The 15040-nt window shown below is 69.2% G+C and carries 14 protein-coding genes; 10 read left to right on the top strand and 4 right to left on the bottom strand.

Features of this window, described 5'->3' with window-relative positions:
* Nucleotides 1-137: 137 nt before the first annotated feature.
* The 8 genes from ACH34Q_RS05710 (at nt 138) to ACH34Q_RS05675 (ending at nt 9265) form a co-directional block, all read left to right on the top strand.
* Entirely contained in the window at nt 138-380 is a 243-nt protein-coding gene (locus ACH34Q_RS05710) for a hypothetical protein (protein ID WP_395981686.1), read from the top strand.
* A 299-nt stretch (nt 381-679) separates the two neighbouring features.
* A complete protein-coding gene (locus ACH34Q_RS05705) occupies nt 680-1294 on the top strand; it encodes a TetR/AcrR family transcriptional regulator (RefSeq protein ID WP_395981685.1) in 615 nt (204 codons plus the stop codon).
* Nucleotides 1291-2049, top strand: coding sequence for a maleylpyruvate isomerase family mycothiol-dependent enzyme (locus ACH34Q_RS05700; RefSeq protein ID WP_395981684.1), 759 nt, complete (start codon nt 1291-1293; stop codon nt 2047-2049). Before ACH34Q_RS05705 ends, ACH34Q_RS05700 begins: the two co-directional genes overlap by 4 nt.
* Before the next feature lie 58 nt (nt 2050-2107).
* Nucleotides 2108-3832: an alpha/beta fold hydrolase gene (locus ACH34Q_RS05695; RefSeq protein WP_395981683.1), complete on the top strand. Its 1725-nt coding sequence runs from the start codon at nt 2108-2110 to the stop codon at nt 3830-3832.
* Between the two features lie 369 nt (nt 3833-4201).
* Nucleotides 4202-4906 carry a hypothetical protein gene (locus tag ACH34Q_RS05690; protein ID WP_395981682.1) on the top strand — a complete coding sequence of 235 codons (705 nt, stop codon included), beginning with the start codon at nt 4202-4204 and terminating at the stop codon, nt 4904-4906.
* Between the two features lie 39 nt (nt 4907-4945).
* Nucleotides 4946-6430, top strand: a complete 1485-nt coding sequence (locus tag ACH34Q_RS05685; protein WP_395981681.1) for a protein kinase — start codon at nt 4946-4948, stop codon at nt 6428-6430.
* Nucleotides 6424-6954: a PQQ-binding-like beta-propeller repeat protein gene (locus ACH34Q_RS05680; protein WP_395981680.1), complete on the top strand. Its 531-nt coding sequence runs from the start codon at nt 6424-6426 to the stop codon at nt 6952-6954. The genes ACH34Q_RS05685 and ACH34Q_RS05680 overlap by 7 nt, the downstream gene beginning before the upstream one ends.
* A gap of 28 nt (nt 6955-6982) precedes the next feature.
* Nucleotides 6983-9265 carry a PQQ-binding-like beta-propeller repeat protein gene (locus tag ACH34Q_RS05675; RefSeq protein ID WP_395981679.1) on the top strand — a complete coding sequence of 761 codons (2283 nt, stop codon included), beginning with the start codon at nt 6983-6985 and terminating at the stop codon, nt 9263-9265.
* A 36-nt stretch (nt 9266-9301) separates the two neighbouring features.
* Here ACH34Q_RS05675 and ACH34Q_RS05670 read toward each other — a convergent pair whose 3' ends face one another.
* From ACH34Q_RS05670 to ACH34Q_RS05655, 4 genes are all read right to left on the bottom strand, one after another.
* Nucleotides 9302-9727, bottom strand: a complete 426-nt coding sequence (locus tag ACH34Q_RS05670) for a hypothetical protein (RefSeq protein WP_395981678.1) — start codon at nt 9725-9727, stop codon at nt 9302-9304.
* Nucleotides 9728-10725: 998 nt separating this feature from the next.
* Nucleotides 10726-11469, bottom strand: a complete 744-nt coding sequence (locus ACH34Q_RS05665) for a hypothetical protein (protein ID WP_395981677.1) — start codon at nt 11467-11469, stop codon at nt 10726-10728.
* The gene (locus ACH34Q_RS05660; RefSeq protein ID WP_395981676.1) at nt 11462-12880 is read right to left on the bottom strand and encodes a hypothetical protein; all 1419 of its coding nucleotides are present in this window, start codon (nt 12878-12880) and stop codon (nt 11462-11464) included. The genes ACH34Q_RS05665 and ACH34Q_RS05660 overlap by 8 nt, the downstream gene beginning before the upstream one ends.
* Before the next feature lie 272 nt (nt 12881-13152).
* Complete coding sequence (locus ACH34Q_RS05655; RefSeq protein ID WP_395981675.1) at nt 13153-13608, bottom strand: hypothetical protein; 456 nt, start codon at nt 13606-13608, stop codon at nt 13153-13155.
* A gap of 157 nt (nt 13609-13765) precedes the next feature.
* Here ACH34Q_RS05655 and ACH34Q_RS05650 point away from each other — a divergent pair, with 157 nt between their 5' ends.
* Entirely contained in the window at nt 13766-14461 is a 696-nt protein-coding gene (locus ACH34Q_RS05650; RefSeq protein ID WP_395981674.1) for an NAD(P)H-binding protein, read from the top strand.
* A gap of 1 nt (nt 14462) precedes the next feature.
* Nucleotides 14463-14852, top strand: a complete 390-nt coding sequence (locus ACH34Q_RS05645; RefSeq protein WP_395981673.1) for a DUF4260 family protein — start codon at nt 14463-14465, stop codon at nt 14850-14852.
* Nucleotides 14853-15040: the final 188 nt, after the last annotated feature.

Raw genomic sequence — 15040 nt, 5'->3', positions numbered from 1 at the left:
CCCGGCGCACGCTGTACCGGCGGGTGTGGCAGGTGGCGGTGTGGCGGCGGCCCAAGCTGGCTGCCCGCGGAGACCCTGGCCGCGACCAGGCGGTCGCTCAGATCGTGGCGAGGCTGCTGGCGTAGCCGCGCCGCGCGGTGGTGTGGGCCGAGGACGAGACGCACCTGCAGGTCGCCGACCACCGCCAGCAGCTCGGCGCCCAGCAGCGGCCCCATGCCGGGCAGGGACTCGATGACGGCCGCCCGGTGGTCGGCACGGAACAACTCGCTGATCTGCCGATCGAGTTCTTTGATGCGCTCGTTGAGTTCCAGCGGTTGAGTGGCGGTCTGCCCGACCAGGGCGGCGGCGCGTTGCTCACCGGGCAGAGCGGGCGGCGGTGACCGCTTTGTCGGCCAGGGCCGCAGCCTTGTAGACGTGACGCTCGGCCAGCCAGGAGGCCAGCCGGCCGGAGCCGATCCTCCGCAACGCGGAGGGAGCCTGGAACCCGCTGAGCAAGACCAGCGGCCCGCGGCGGCGGCAGTCCAGCCCGCGATGCCGGCTTTCGGTGGCTGGATCGCAGGTCGGTCACGTCCTGGACCGGCTGCGTTTCGCTGTCCACGAACGTCGAGCCCAGCTTTCTGTGGCCGCATCCGGCCATTCGCCTTGACCTGGTGCTCATCCGTCAGCAGTCTGCCTAACCGTGAGCGCTATTCCTAATCGCGATAGGCGTGCCGAACGTCGTGAGGCGACTCGCCGTGAGATCGTCGATGCGGCCTGGGAGGTCGCTCGCGAGAGCGGGCTGTCCCAGATCACTCTGCGTGAGATCGCGCGCCGGGTAGGGATGCGTTCGCCGTCCTTGTATTCGCACTTCGATTCCAAGAACGCCATCTACGACGCGATGTTCGCGCAGGCCTACAGCGACCTGCGCAGGGCGTTCAACGCATTGGAGCTGCCGGCCGAGCCCGGCCGCCGGTCCCTGCTGATGGTGGCCGAGCTGTTCTTCGACTTCGCGGTGGCCGATCTGCCCCGCTACCAGCTGATGAACCAGCGGACGATTCCCGGCTTCACACCTGCGGAGGAGTCCTTCGCCATCTCACGGGACGGCTTCGAGGAGATGGCCGCGGTGATGCGCGCGGCGGGCGTGGGCGGCCAGGACGACCTCGACCTTTGGACGGGGATCCTCAGCGGGTTCGTCGATCAGCAACTCGCCAACGATCCCGGTGGCACGCGGTGGCGCCGCCAGCTACTCCGCGTGGTGGAGATGTACTGCGATGAGGTCGGCGTGCCCGGCCCGCCCCTGAGGAGCGACCGATGACCACGAGCACACGGGAGGCACCGCGTGCGGCGGCACTGCCGCACGGCACGGCGATGCGGATGGCCGCGACGGAGTACCGGCGATGGGTGGATCTGCTCCGGTCGCTGCGCGCCGAGGACTGGACGAGACCGACCGAATGCCCCGGCTGGGATGTGCGCGCGGTGGCCTCGCACGTGCTGGGCATGGTCGACATCGCTGCCTCGTACCGGGAGCAGCGACGGCAGATCAAGCTGGCGCGGGGACGCGGCGGGGTGTTCATCGACGAGCTCACCGCGCTTCAGGTCGAGGAGCGCGCCGGCATGGCGCCGGGGCAGATCGTCGAGGGATTGGCCGCCCGCGCCCCCAAGGCCGCGCGCCGGCGGCGCCTGACGCCCGGGTTCGTGCGCGGACGCCGGCTGGACCCGCCCCAGCGGGTCGGTGACCGCGACGAGCCGTGGACGATCGGCTACCTGTTCGACGTGATCCTGACCCGCGACCCCTGGATGCATCGTGTCGACGTCGTCCGCGCCACCGGCGCGGAGCACGTGCTCACGGCCGACCACGACGGCGTGCTCGTCGCCGACGTCGTCGCCGAATGGGCGGACCGGCACGGACAGCCCTACACGCTGCGCCTGACCGGTCCCGCGGGCGGAACATTTGAGAGTGGCCACGGGGGTCCTGCCATCGAGATGGACGCCATCGAGTTCTGCCGTGTCCTGTGCGGCCGCGACACCGCCCGCGCCGAGGGACTCCTGGACACCTTCGTCCCCTTCTGACGCCCTTAGGCCCCAGCCTCCCGCGGCCATGAAGCATCGAGACGGAGAGAGGTCTGCCGTGACCGACATCGACAGCCCACCTGACCTGATCCAATGGCGGCCGGACGCCGGTGCCACCAGTGCCCGGTCGGACACGTTCGCGGCGCGACCGGTGTCGAGAGCGGGCGGTGCGCGGTTCCGGCTGCTGGGGCCGGTCGATTTCGTGGTGGGCCGGGAGGTGGTCGATGCGGGGTCGGCCAAGCAGCGGTGCGTGCTGGCGGCGTTGCTGTGGACGCCCGGGGCGCCGGTGCCCGTCGAGACGCTGATCGATCGGGTGTGGGGTGACGAGCCGCCGGCGCAGGCCCACAATTCCCTGTACTCCTACATAGCCCGGCTTCGCTCCCTGATGAACGGCACGACACCGGGCGGGTCGCTGACGCGAAACTCCCAGGGATACCGGCTGGAAGTGGATCCCGATCGCGTGGATCTGGCCCGTTACCAGCGCTTGGTACGCATCGCGCGCACCGCGGCCTCGGCGCGGGACCGGCTGGCGGCGTTCGATCAAGCGCTGGCGTTGTGGCGGGGCGAGCCGCTGTCAGGAGTGCCCGGCCCGTGGGCGCGGCGCGCGCGGGACGGCCTGGACCTGAAACATGTCGGGGTGCTGGCGGAATGGGCGCGCACCGCGATCGACCTGGGGCGGGCCGAGGCGGTGGTGGACCGGTTGACGCAGGCGCGCGACCGCTATCCGTTCGCCGAGTCGCTGGTCGAGCAGCTCATGATCGCGCTGTGCCGGATCGATGGAGTCGAGTGTGCGCTCAAGCTGTTCCGGGAGTTCCGCGAGCGCATGGCCGACGAGCTGGGTCTGGAGCCCGCAAGGAGGTTGCGCGACCTGGAGGTACGCGCACTCCGGGCCGATCCGGACCTGGTCGGCACGCCGGAAGCGCAGCCGCGCCCCCCGTCCCACCGGGTCGCGCCGGTCCGGTACGTGCGAAGAGACCAGGTCCATCTCGCTTACCAGGTGGTCGGTCCCGAGCGGCCGGGCAGGCCCGACATCGTCGTGGTGCCCGGGCTGCTGAGCCACCTGGACCTGTGGTGGGAGGACGCTCCGACGGCCGGTTTCTTCCACCGGCTGGCCGCGCTCGGTCGCCTGATCATGTTCGACAAGCGGGACACCGGCCTGTCCGACCGGGGGATGGGGGACGACTCGCCGGCGGAACGGGTCGGCGACGTACTCGCGATCATGGAAGCGTGCGGCAGCCGCCGTGCGGTGCTGTTCGCGATCTCCGAGGGCGTCCCGATGAGCATCGTCTGCGCCGCCGCCCACCCGGATCGGGTCGCCGGCCTGGTCCTTGCGGGCGGGGCCGCACGATGGACGCCGGATGCCGGCTATCCGTGCGGTGACCGGTTCGAGCAGACGATGGCCGCGCTGGAGGACACCGCCCGGCATGCGTGGGGCCAGGGCGACACCATCGAGTGGTACTGCCAGCATCTGGCGGATTCCCGGCGTGCCCGCGAACTGGTCGGCCGGCGCGAACGCATGTCGGTCAGCCCCAGCGACTTCATCCGCATGCTCCGGCTGATCCGAGACATCGACGTACGCGATGCCCTGCCGGACGTGCGGGTGCCCACCGTGGTGCTGCAACGTCTCGACGATCGTTTCTCGCACCCGTTCTACGGCCGTTATCTCGCAGAACAGATACCCGGCGCGCGGTATGTGGAACTGCCCGGCGACCACATCATCTGGCTCGGCGAAACCGACCCGGTCATCACCGAACTCGCACAACTCCTCGCAACGGTCGCCTGACCTCCGCATCGAAGCGGTAGAGGAGAACGCGCACGAGTAGTGGGCAAAGATCGTGGACGTCGGGGCCGGTGATGGAGGCTTCGACGAAGAGCCGACGATGAAGGGGTCCAAGGCCGTCGGGAATGGTCAGGGACTGGAACGCCTGGGGTCGCCGGTGACGCACACCGCCTCCGCGCCGTGTGGCGTACCCGGCGGTGGGTCAGGAGGTGGATACCACACGACGTGCCATTCCTGGCTCTTGATCGAGGCGGCGAAAGGACGCCATTCACGGCGATGTCGTTCACGGTGTCCCTCCAGTGAGGATAAGTGGCCGCGGAGATGGGGCCTTCGTCGGGCTTGGTGCTGTGACCTGCGAATCAAGGTTCGTGCATGGTCGATGTTATTGGATCCGATAACAGCCTTCCGCCGCGAGTGAGAATCGAGGACGCACATTTGAAGCAAGGATGTCTTGCCGTCCTGCCGAGGTTGCTGGCTTTCGCCCTCCTCTTGGTGGGCGCCGCCGCTGGGGCTTGGTGGTTCGAAGGGCGCGACAAGTACGCCGATGCGGGTGTACCGGTTTCCAGACCCTCCGCCGGTCACGCGAGTCCCACCCCGATGGTGCCCGAACCCAAGAACGGTCCCGGCCTGGAAGAGATCAAATATGAGCTGCAGAGCGACGTCGTCGAGGTGGGCGGGGTGAGTGCCCCCACCACGGCCCAGTGTGAAATTTCTGAGATCCCTCCGCAGCCCCGGACGTTCGGGTGCACCGTCCAATACATGGGCCTGCGGGTGCCCTTCCGAGTGGATATCGCCGACGTGACCGACGCCAGTGCGATCGGACTGGCCGCATTCAACTGGGACCAGCGAGCCGAACAACTGCCCGTGACCCGCGCGGGCGTGTACGCGGAGTTCTGGCGGGATCGGACACGGGCCGGAGACAAGGATCTTCGTTGCGACCGGATCCCGGAAAGGATCCTGGTCCGGCCAGGCCGGACCAACTACTTCTGTTACTCCACCGACGAACGGAACAAGCATCACAGGTACGCCCTGGATGTGCGCGACACCGGGTTGAACTTCCTCACCACCGTGGACTGAGCCGAGGCGAGTTGTTTCGGAGTGGAGACGGGGAAACATGTGGCGCCTGTGCTGGACGGGGATCCGTGGCGGATCGGCGTTTACCGGATTATGGGGCGCCTGGGCGCGGGCGGCATGGGCCAGGTCTTCCTGGGACGTTCTCCGGGCGGGCTCGCGGTGGCGGTGAAAGTGATCCACGAGGCGATCGCCGCCGATCCGGGCTTCCGGGCTCGGTTCCGGCGCGAGGTCGCCACCGCGCGGGCGGTCAGCGGCGCATTCACCGCCGCGGTCGTCGACGCCGATCCCGACGCGCCGCACCCTTGGCTGGCCACCGTGTTCCTGGAGGGACGGCCGCTGAACGAGGCCGTCGCCGGGCATGGGCCGCTACCGCCGCGGGCGGTGGCCTCGCTCGGCGCCGGCCTCGCGGAGGCGCTGGTCGCGATCCACCGGGCCGGGATCGTCCACCGGGACCTCAAGCCGGGCAACGTGATGCTCAGCCCGGACGGACCCCGGGTGATCGACTTCGGCATCGCGCACACCACCGGCGCCACCGCGATCACGAGGTCGGGGGCCATCGTCGGCACGCCCGCGTACATGTCCCCCGAACAGGCGCGGGGTGAGGAGACCGGCCCGCAGGGGGACGTGTTCTCGCTCGGCGGCGTCCTGGCGTTCGCGGCGACCGGGCAGGCTCCCTTCGCGGGCACACGACCAGAGGTCACCGTGTACCGGGTCATCCACGACCCGCCCGCCCTCGACGCGATCAACGACCCGGGGCTGCGGGGCCTCATCGCCGCCTGCCTCGACAAGGACCCGTCCCGGCGCCCGACCCCGGCGCGGCTCCTTCAGCGTCTCGGGTCCGGTGCTCCGCAGGGTGTCGCGTGGCTGCCCCCGAGCATGGCGGCAGCGATCACCGAAGCCACGGCACCGATGCCGCCAGGGCGCGGCGTGGTCGGCCGCCGCGCGGTCATCCTGGCTGGGACGGGTCTGACCGCGCTGGCCGCCACGGGCGCCGTGGCCGCCGCGCGCCGGGCCGGTGACGAGCCGGGCAGCCGAGGCGGTCCAGGCGCAGGCCCGGTCCCCAAGGGGACGCTGGTCCGCAGGATCAGCGTCGGGGAGAGCCTCGCAGGCGGCCCAGCGCTGGCCCAAGGGCTGGCGATCGTGACGACCACGAGCGGAGAACTGCACGCCTTCGACCTGGCCAACGGGCTCCGGCGCTGGCGCTACGTCCCCGCCGCAGGCGAAAGCGGCGCGTTCGGCTCGGCACCCGTCGCGGCGGACTCCACGGTCTACGCCGTGAACGACAGCGGATACCTGCACGCCGTGGACGTGGCGACCGGCAAGCGGCGATGGGCGCGGAAGGCTGGTGTGCTGGGAAGCCCACCGGCGGTCTGCGGTGGCCGCGTTTATGTGTGGGCGGGCACCAAGGAAGGTGGCGGCACACCGTCCCTGGCGGTCTTCGACGTGGCCGGGAAGGGCGGGCGGAAACCGCGTCCGAGCGGGTTCTCGGCGCGCCCGTCACCGATGGCCGTAGCGCATACGTGCTGACCGCCTCGGGCATCGACGTGTACCAGGACGGTGCGACGCGGCCCACCCGGAGCGTCGACGTACCGTCCACCGGCGTGCTGACCGTCGCCGGCGGCACCCTGTTCGGCACGCCCATCCAGCATGGCACCGCTTGGGCCTACGACACGCGCGGACAGCGCATGCTCTGGAAGCACGAACTCCTCTCGTCGGAGATCAGGTTCTCGGCCGGTGCCACCGGAGCACGCGACCTGGTGTACATCCCGGACGCCAAGGGCGGACTCCTGGCCTTCCAACCCCGGGACGGGCGGCTGGCCCAGCGCCGGCGCCTCCCACTCGCCGCCCGGATCGAGGTGGCGCCCGTGGCTGCGGGCGGTGTCGTCTACGCCGGAGCCACCGACCGCACCGTGTACGCGGTGGACGCCGCCACCGGGCGGCTCCGCTGGCGCTACGTGACAGGCGGCTCGGTCAACACGCCTCCGGTGGTCGCCGGTCGCGTCGTCCACGTGGGCTGCCGAGACGGCTTCCTGTACACGCTGCGAGCTTGATCGCACTCAATGGATGTGAGGAACCCTGATGGAGCCGTTGCAGGCCGAAGACCCGGACGGGATCGGCCCCTATCAGTTGCTCGCCCGCCTGGGCGCGGGCGGCATGGGCCGCGTCTACCTGGGCCGGTCGCCCAGCGGCCGCCTGGTCGCCGTGAAAGTCCTGCACGCCGGATCGGCCGACGAACCCGGTTTCCGCGCCCGGTTCCAGCGTGAGGTCACCGCGGCGCGGGCGGTCAGCGGCGCGTTCACCGCCGCCGTACTCGACGCCGACCCCGACGCCCCCGCGCCATGGCTGGCCACCGAATTCCTCCCCGGCCTCACGCTGGCCGAGACGGTGACCAGGCACGGACCGCTCCCGGCTGAGACCGTCACCGCGCTGGGCGCCATGCTGGCAGAGGGGCTGGCGGCCGTCCATCGCGCCGGGATGGTGCACCGCGACCTCAAGCCGTCCAACGTGCTGCTGACCCCGGACGGACCCCGCCTCATCGACTTCGGGATCGCCCGTCCCACCGACGGCGGCACCATCACCCAGTCGGGCATGGCGGTCGGCTCCCCCGGCTACATGGCCCCCGAGCAGGCAACACAGCGGCAGACCGGACCGGCGGCGGACGTGTTCGCGCTGGGTGCCGTACTCGCCTTCGCCCGCACCGGAGCAGGACCTTTCGGGACCGGCCCGGTGCACGCGGTCATGTACCGCGTCCTGCACGATCCCCCCGCCCTGGACGCCGTCACAGACCAAGGCCTTGAGGAGTTGCTCGCCACCTGCCTGAACAAGGACCCGAACGGCAGGCCCACCGTGGACCAGGTGCTGCGGTCGCTGACCGCTCGGCTTCCGGACGGGACGGCGCCACAGGGACTCGCCTGGCTGCCGCAGGCCCCCGCCGCCGACATCACCCGGACCGCGGAACAGGTCCCACAAGGACCGCTGCGTACCGCTCCGCGATGGGCACCGGCCCCACGGCCGGGGACGTCCCCATCGGGATTCAAACGTCGTCACCTCCTGGCCATTGCCGGTGCCGCGTTGGGCACCGCCGCGACCGCCGCAACCGGAATCTCCCTCGTCAGCGCCGCCGCGCCCCCCTTCCGCCCCGGCTCTGAGGAAGGACCGGATCCGGATTTCGGCGGCGCCGAAGGCTTGTGGCGGCACAAGATCCCCCAGTTCGACGTCGAGGTCGGTGAGGGCCTGTACGTCTCGGCCGGTGTGGTGCTGGCGTTGTGCACCTACGCGTCCCGGCGCAGATACCTGCATGCTCTGGACGCACGTACGGGGCGTCCACGCTGGCGCGTGTCCTTCAGCAACATGGGCTTCGCTTTCGAAGGGGCGGGCGACGGCCTGGTCTTCATGCGCTCCGTCGCCTATCCGGAAAGCCCGCCCGCACAGCGCACCCATACCCTGCACGCCATCGACATCGGCACGGGCAAGGAACGCTGGAAAATCGCCCCCATCCGTTCGTTCGCCACCGGGTCCGGGTTCAGCTTCATCCCCGCCGGCCGGCAGATACAGGCGATCGAGAACGCCACGGGCAGGATCGTGAAACAGGTGGCTTCGGCATCCGTCGCCCGCGAAGCGGTCCACGCACACGGCAGCCTCTTCGTGCTGGGTGACGACCGCCTCATCGCCTACGCCGGGCCCTCCCTGGAAACCCGATGGGAGGCACGGCTTCCCGGCCCAAGCCTCACCGTACGGACGCCCGTCGTGGGAAAGGACGCCGTCTTCGTGTCGTCCGATGGCGGCCTGCAGGCTTTCGCTCACGGCGACGGAAGACGCCTTTGGAGCATCGACACAGGTGCAGGCAATGCCATCCGGTCGAAGCTGGCCAGCGGAGTCTGGAATCCCACGCCGGTGGGTTCCGTCCTCTTCCTCCCGACCGCCGGTGACATCGTCCAGCAACTGGACGCGAAAAGCGGGCGGCGGCTGGCGGCGCTCAGCGTGGGCGGCGGCCAGACCGCGAAACCCGAGCCGAACCCGCGACTGCTGAGCCCGGTGACGGCCGCGGGCGTCGCCGTCATCTTCAACGGAGTCGACCAGCTGTACGGCATCGTCCCCGGCTCCCGGCAAGCACTCTGGCAACAGCACGTCGCCGACGTGACCGAGTGGGACGACACCTATCCCGTGGCCTCCAGAGGCCGCGTCCACCTGGCCACCAAGAAGGCACTACTGTCCTACGACCCCAAGTCCGGGAAGGTCGTCAACCGCGTCCAGAGGCTACAACCGAGCGACCTCACAACGGCAGGCGATGCCCTGTACCTCGCCGAGACGGTCGAGCACTCCAAGAAGTACATCCGAGCCATACGGCCCGCCCCATCCTGAAACCGTCGGCTCGTCCCCTCGGTACGGAACTGCGCCTCAAGCAGGGGAGTGGCCGTAGACCATCAAGCCGAACGCCGCGGCCGGCCCCAGTGCTGCGGCGAGAATGATGACGGTGCCCCGCACGCGGCGTTCACCCAGAGTCAACGTCCATCCGTAAATCAGGGCGGCGAACGCGGCACCCGACAGAGCGAGCACCACGACCGCCAGGATCGTGGCGCTCCCGGTGCTCATCTCCTGGATCCTGTCGCAGGGGCCGGCGTGATCAGGGGGCGTGCAGTAGCCGGTCTCGCCGCGATACCAGGGGGTCATCCCGAGCAGCATCAGCGTGAGCAGCAGGCAGAAACCGGAAACCGCGCTTGCGAGAGCGCTCACGACGATCGGCGCCCAACGCGACAACAGTGCCATCGTCATCCTTCCTCGCTCCGAATGCATGTGCTCTGAGCCGCGCCCGCCGACCGTCATCGGCCTTCCTTCCGCTGCCGGCTGGTGCCGCCCCGGACGCCGAGGAACGACACGGCGATCGCGGCCACGAACAGGGACCAACATCCCGGTGCGACCGTTCGTCAAGGAACGGGCCGAGTCGACGGCCCTGGACAAAAGGCCACTGCGCGACACCCCCGGCGTTTCCCCCAGCCAGATCGATCCGTTCGGAGCGGTGGCGGGACGGTTGCTGGATGCCTGGACGAGCCGCGGGAGCTCCGGGTAGTCCCGCCGCATCTGGGCGGAGCTGATGCGAGTCGGGTTCAGCTTGCCGAGTCGACGCCGCCGCACGTCCTCATGAACGTGATGAGGGTGTCGCCCTGACGAACGGTCTGCTTTTGGGTGAGATCCCCGTTGTTGACTGAATCGGCGTATTCATCGAAGACCCTGGCGGGGCTTCCAGCCGTCCCTTGAGTTCGGCGGGACCGAGGTCCCCCGAGCCGATCGGCCGATCGAAGGAGGTGCGGTGGCCGGACGCATGGAAACACTTGGCCCCATCGTTCCCGGCGGCCCCCTCAGCTCCGCCCTGTACCGCGCACCCACCTGCGTGCCGGGATCCGGCATGTCGCCCCAGGGGGTTTCATCTCCAGGTCCGCCTCGAGCAGCCCCCTTCCCGCGTCCGTCCGCCCCCGATCGGCGTCCACGACCCGGTCGGGCTCATCGGGATATGCAGGTGCACCCAGAACTTGCCGGGATCAAGCACCACGGCCTCGGTACGCCACAGGTCATCGTGGTCCACCGCCCTGGAGCGGAGGCATGCCGGGCAGCTCGGAGGGAAGTCGCGGCGCGGTGGGATGGTCTCCGGGCAACGAAGGACGGGACGACGGCAGCCGCGGAGCGTTATTGGGCACCGCCGGTTTCGCGATCTCGTTGAGCCCCGCCACGACGACCACGAACGACACAGCTCCGATCATTCTGCCCGCGACGAGCAGGCGGACCTGCGACCGCGGAACGTCGTCAGATTCGACTCCGGTCACGGCTCATCCACGCCGCTGGGTCGCGATGGCGTCGGCAGCGATGCGCATCGCCTGTTGCGTCATCGGAAGGATCTGTTCCACCGGAGCGTATCGACGCCTGGAGTGCGTCCAGAGGAGCAGCATCTGAAGCTCCGGATCCAACCGCCAGCCATCGAAGCCTGATTCCAGGAGCATCCGGCGTGTCTGCGGGGTGAGACCGGCAGTGACGTGGCCAGCGTCATCCGCGGTGGTCAGGAACCTTTTGTCGAAGGCTTCGTCGCCGGTTTGGAACGCCCGACCGGGCCGCCACCTGTCATGGGGTTGCGATCTACTCGCGGCCTGCACCCAGAACTGTGGCTGGGGCAGGGGCACGGCCCAGACCGTGTGGAGGAAGACCAGTGCCGCCCTGCCGGCGCCGGTCCCGTGTCCGGCAAGCCAGTCGAAGATCAGGACGCGGCGCGTGCCGACGGTGCCCTTGAGGACGTGCAGGATGCGCGAACCGACGTCCAGGCGTGTCGGTTCCGACCTCACGACAGCGCTGGTGATCAGGTCCCTCGCCCGTCCCAGCGACTGCGGAAGCCGCTGGACGAGCGGCACCAGCTCCCCGTGCTCCGCGGTGAACGTCCACCCCTGGCTGTCGGCCACATCGGACAGGGCCTTCGCCCGTCGCGCCAGGGACCGCGGCCCCCAAAAACGCCGCACGACGACTGAGGCGATAATCAGCAGGACCACCGCAATGACGATGATCTCCGTCACCAGTTCATCCATGATTCTTCGCGCTCCCGGGAGTCGCTCGGATGAGTTTGTTCTTGAAGAAGAGGTTCGCTCGCCGGTCACCCACCGGGCCCGAGGCGATGCCCTGGAACAGCCGCATTTCGCCCGCCCGGGTGCGGTAGATCGCGAGGCCCTCGGGTTCGCGGTGCGAAAGGGTTCTGCCCGCCCGGCTGAGAAAGCGGCTGACCTCGCGCCCGGTCGCCAGGTCGACGCAACTCATGTAGGTGTTGCCGGGGGGTTGATTGTCGCCGCTGTAAGCCTCGCCCGCGTACAGATAGAGGTAGCGGCCGTACAGCGCGTATCCCTGGAAGACGCCCAGGCCGCTGGGCGTGGCGATGTCCGCCAGCCGCACGAAGATGCCCTGGCTGAACAGCGGCAGGACATAGACGGCGAACCTGAACCCGCCCGACGGGGTGTGGTACCGCACCGCGATGTTCCCGTACACCGGGTCGATCGAGCAGGTGAGCTGCCTGGCCTTTTCGGCGTCCGGGATCAGGGTGTAGCGCGGCAGGTCCTTCGTCCCGCTGATCGTCTTGCCGGCCTGGAACCGGACACGGGTCAGCCGCTGCCCACGGGCGCTGCCGTTGACCTGTTCCGGATCCACCTCGATCCACAGGTGCGACTCGGTGCCGCGCGGCTCCACGCCGAAGGAGACGGCATGGCCGAATCCGTTCAGGTGCATCCACTGGCCTTGGATCCGGTCGCCCGCGAAGGTGAGCCTGGTGACGCACAGGTCGCCTCGCGCCGCGGCGCCGGATGTGCCCCTCACCTGCGCTGCGAACAGGCGCCGGTTGACGTTGTCGAACGCGAACGACTGCATGACGGTCGGCTCGTGCAGCGGCTTGTGCCGGAAGAGGTCGGTCGCCGCGTCGTACAGGTCGAACCTGCCCGGATCGGGCAGCGCCACCGCGCCCGCCGGTGCCGCCTCGGCAGGTGAGGAGGTCCCCAGCGCGAGCGCCGCGATCATGCCACCGCCGGACGCCAGCACCCCCCGGCGGCTCAATGCCGGGTTCGCCTGGGATGGATCTGGATCAGGTGTGGCCATGCGCTTTTCCTCCATTGTCGCCGACGAAGCCGGATTGGACATGGAGATCACATAACGGCGACCATGCACAGACCTTGATCTGCAGGTCACAGCGGTGCACGCCGGACTCCCACCGTGGACTACATGGCGATATTGGGCCGTCAACGTTCCGGTCTGTTGTTGACCGCCGACCGTCCATGTCGCATGGTCGCACGTCACTCGATCGGCGGGGTCGATGCTCCGGTTGACGAGCATTTCGCAGGAATCCGGTGTTTTGGCTTGGCTCAGTACGCGCTGGCGGTGCTGCACAATGCCCTGGGCAACTACCCAACCGCCCTGGACGCCGTTGCAGAAGCATGTAAGTCCGACGAGCTGGCGCACGCCAGCTTCGCTCTCCCCGAGCTGGTCGAGGCGGCGTGTCGCGCGGGCCAACAGGAGCGCGCTGGTGCCGCGCTCGAGCAGCTCAGTTCGCGAGCACTCGCCAGCGGTACGCAGTGGGCGCTCGGGCTCGCGGCGCGATCACGAGCGCTGACCGGCAACGGGCCCGCTGCCGAGCAGCACTACCGGGAGTCGATCGAGTACCTGCGGGGGTGCCGGATTGTCGTTGCCCTGACACGGCCGCTGCGCACGACGCCAGCGCACGGCTTGCGGCGTCATATCGGCGTGCGAAAGGTGCCGTCCGTGGCAAGTGCGAGCAGCAGGCGGCGGGCCGTCCCGATGCTGGCCTCGTCCTCCTCGCCATACAAGGCAGCGAGGGCGACACCCTCGGCGGCGCGACGCACCACTTGGATACGCTCGGCACCCAGCCCGTCGACGGCGAACCGATCATGCCACCATGCGCTGTGCTCGTCGGACACCGCAGAGACCGCGGGGAGCGCGTGCAGGCCGCCCCAGGAGGCGACTGCCGTGAAGTCGCGCGCCGCCACAGCCTGTGAGCTCTCCTCGCAGAGCGCGCGGACGTAGGCCCGCAGCATCTTCCCGGGGTAGTTCTCCGACAGGTCGAGGTGGCTGAGGACCGTCGCACGGAAGCGCTCCTGCACGTCCTGCACGACAGCGATGAGCAGTTGGTCCCGACTGCCGAAGTGATGGATCAAGCCACTCTTGGACACTCCGGTGACCTAAGGGGCTTCTACCGATGCGAAGGCTCCGCCACCGGTGTGAGCCTGAGGAGATCTCAGGGACCCGCGGCGAGCGGATTGCCGGGACCTGCGTGCAGAGCCGTCGCCTCGGCCCACCTCAAACTGCGACGGCGGAGAGGAGCATTCGATGAAGGTATTCATCATTGGAGTCAGCGGCGCGGTAGGACGGCTGCTGGCACGGGACCTTGCCGAGCGCGGTGACGACGTCGCCGGCCTGGTACGTCGCAAGGAGCAGCGAGCCGATCTCTCGAGGTGGGACGTCGATGCGCGAGTCGGCGAGCTCGTCGAGCTGACCGCCGGCTCCCTGGCGGCCATGCTCGACGGCGTCGATGCCCTCGTGTACACCGCAGGGTCGAACGGCGGTGCCCGGGAGGTTACCGCCGCCGTCGATGGTGAGGGCGTGATGAAGGCTCTGGAGGCGGCGAGCATCGCCGGCGTGGACCGCTTCACCTTGGTGTCGGTCATTCCCGAGGCCGGGCGCGGGCAGGACTTCGACGACGACATGGAGTTCTACTTTGCGGTGAAGAAACTCGTCGACGTCAACGTCAGCACGAGTGAGCTCGACTGGCTGATCCTCCGGCCCTCCCTGCTCACCGATCGTGCCGGAACCGGGCGCGTGTCCCTCGGCCCGGCACAGCCGCATGACGAGATCGCTCGCGAGGACGTCGCCGCCACCCTGGCAGTGCTGCTCCATGAGCCGAGGATCGGCCGCCAGATCCTCGAGCTCAACCAGGGCTCAACGCCGATCGTCAACGCCGTCCAGGCAAGCATCCGCGGTGGACCACATGGTAGGGCACGGCGAGGTCTCGGTGACGGGGACTGACATGGCCACGACGATCCAGCGAATCGAGAACGCTGCCATCGCCGTCGCGCTCCTTCTCGCGATGGTGGCCTTCGGGCAGCCGTGGTGGCTGCTCCTCGCCGCGTTCTTGCTCTTCGACCTCTCTGCCGTCGGGTACCTCCGCGGCCCGTGTGCCGGTGCCGTCTCCTACAACGCGGTCCACAACTACGCCGGCCCGGCGATGACATCGGCGCTGTACCTCGCCCTGATCATCGTGGGCCACCATGTGATCTGGCTCTCGCTCCTCGCGGCGTGCTGGGCCTTCCACGTCGCGGTCGATCGAGCACTCGGGTACGGACTCAAGTTCGACGAGGGCTTCACCCACACGCACCTTGGCCGGATCGGTCGCCAACCGCGTGATGCGGCGGACTGAGGTCGGTGATCTCGTGCTGACGACGAGCAGGAACGGCCCCCACGGCGCATCGGCCGGGCCTCCGATCACGGAGCTAGGTGGCCGCATCGAACCTGTGTCCGCGGCCACCGGAGCGCCACCGGCAGCGTCTCCTTCGTTCGTCGAGCGGGACCCCCTTGACCGTGTGGGAAAAACAGGTTCTGAGATAC

This window comes from Actinomadura sp. 9N407 (genome assembly GCF_044326315.1).
Taxonomy (GTDB): Bacteria; Actinomycetota; Actinomycetes; order Streptosporangiales; family Streptosporangiaceae; genus Spirillospora.
This window is presented reverse-complemented; position numbering and strand designations above follow the sequence as displayed.

Coding starts and splice junctions, on each gene's coding strand:
- ACH34Q_RS05675 (WP_395981679.1), top strand. CDS start 6,983: ATGGAGCCGTTGCAGGCCGAAGACCCGGACGGGATCGGCCCCTATCAG.
- ACH34Q_RS05670 (WP_395981678.1), bottom strand. CDS start 9,727: ATGACGGTCGGCGGGCGCGGCTCAGAGCACATGCATTCGGAGCGAGGA.
- ACH34Q_RS05650 (WP_395981674.1), top strand. CDS start 13,766: ATGAAGGTATTCATCATTGGAGTCAGCGGCGCGGTAGGACGGCTGCTG.
- ACH34Q_RS05645 (WP_395981673.1), top strand. CDS start 14,463: ATGGCCACGACGATCCAGCGAATCGAGAACGCTGCCATCGCCGTCGCG.
- ACH34Q_RS05700 (WP_395981684.1), top strand. CDS start 1,291: ATGACCACGAGCACACGGGAGGCACCGCGTGCGGCGGCACTGCCGCAC.
- ACH34Q_RS05665 (WP_395981677.1), bottom strand. CDS start 11,469: ATGGATGAACTGGTGACGGAGATCATCGTCATTGCGGTGGTCCTGCTG.
- ACH34Q_RS05690 (WP_395981682.1), top strand. CDS start 4,202: ATGGTCGATGTTATTGGATCCGATAACAGCCTTCCGCCGCGAGTGAGA.